Raw genomic sequence first — 383 nt, forward strand, 5'->3', positions numbered from 1 at the left:
CAGGTTTTCTTCCCACCGGCCACCCGCTACGCCACCGACCACAACAAGGTGGAGTTTACCGAGTGGCCCATTTCCCGCAGTATCTACCGTGGAGTAGATTTCCGTGACGGGATGAACATGAGTTGGTGGAAGAACCATCCACGCCAGACCTCGGCATTCGCCTGGAACTACCGCGACGATTTCATCTCCGGCTACGACCACGGCCGCCGGGCGGGAATCTGCCACGTGGCCAACCACCATATCGTACCGGGCAAGAAATTTTTCGAGTGGGGTGACGGTCCGGTGGGAAGGATGTGGGACAAGGTGTTGACCGACTCCGACGGGCCGTACCTGGAAATCATGACAGGTGCATGGTCGGACAACCAGCCCGACTACAGTTGGAG

General features: G+C 58.7%; 1 protein-coding gene and 1 pseudogene (1 of these 2 only partly in view). Both read left to right on the top strand.

What is annotated here, in order from left to right; genetic code table 11:
• Window positions 1-107, top strand: a pseudogene (locus FVQ81_00985) (DUF5107 domain-containing protein) (it extends 667 nt beyond the left edge of the window).
• A 10-nt stretch (window positions 108-117) separates the two neighbouring features.
• On the top strand, window positions 118-383 hold a 266-nt coding region (locus FVQ81_00990; GenBank protein MBW7995150.1), incomplete at its 3' end, for a DUF5107 domain-containing protein.

This window comes from Candidatus Glassbacteria bacterium (assembly GCA_019456185.1).
GTDB lineage: Bacteria > Gemmatimonadota > Glassbacteria > GWA2-58-10 > GWA2-58-10 > JAJRTS01.